Genomic DNA, 694 nt, shown 5'->3' with positions numbered 1-694 from the left:
GCCTGCAACTGGCCCGCCTGCTGGCCGAACAGGGTTCGCAGCAGGCGCGTACGCGCGCGCTGGCCGAGGCACTGGATTTGCCGCTGGACAACCTCGACACGCTGCGCATCGAATGTTTTGACATCTCACACACCGCTGGTGAATCCACACAGGCTTCCTGCGTGGTGTTCCAGGAGCACAAGATGGTCAACAGCGAATACCGCCGCTACAACATCGAGGGCATCACCCCCGGTGACGACTATGCTGCCATGCGCCAGGTGCTCACGCGCCGCTACACCCGCCTGGCTGAAGCCGCACGCAACGGCGAGGCCAAGCTGCCCGACCTGGTGCTGGTCGACGGCGGCAAGGGGCAGGTGTCGATGGCGCGCGAGGTGTTCGAAGAGCTGGGCCTGGACCTGGGGCTGATTGCCGGCGTTGAAAAAGGGGAGGGCCGCAAGGTAGGCCTGGAAGAGCTGGTGTTTGCGGACGGACGCGACAAAGTGTATTTGGGGCGGGATTCGGCCGCGCTGATGCTGATTGCGCAAATCCGTGACGAAGCCCACCGCTTCGCCATCACCGGCATGCGGGCCAGGCGCGCCAAGGTGCGGGTGGGCGGCAGCAAACTTGAGGACATTGCCGGCATTGGCCCCAAGCGCCGAGCCAGCTTGTTGCAGCGCTTCGGCGGCATTCGCGGCATCGCCTCGGCCAGCGCAGA

1 pseudogene is annotated in these 694 nt (G+C 65.4%); it reads left to right on the top strand.

Annotated elements, in window-relative coordinates:
* Positions 1-694 (top strand): annotated as a pseudogene (locus AC1D0Z_RS23530) (excinuclease ABC subunit UvrC); the annotation flags it as partial.

It is taken from the genome of Polaromonas sp. P1_E3 (genome assembly GCF_056405935.1).
The sequence above is the reverse complement of the archived record's forward strand: the minus strand, read 5'-3'. Positions and strand labels throughout refer to the sequence as shown.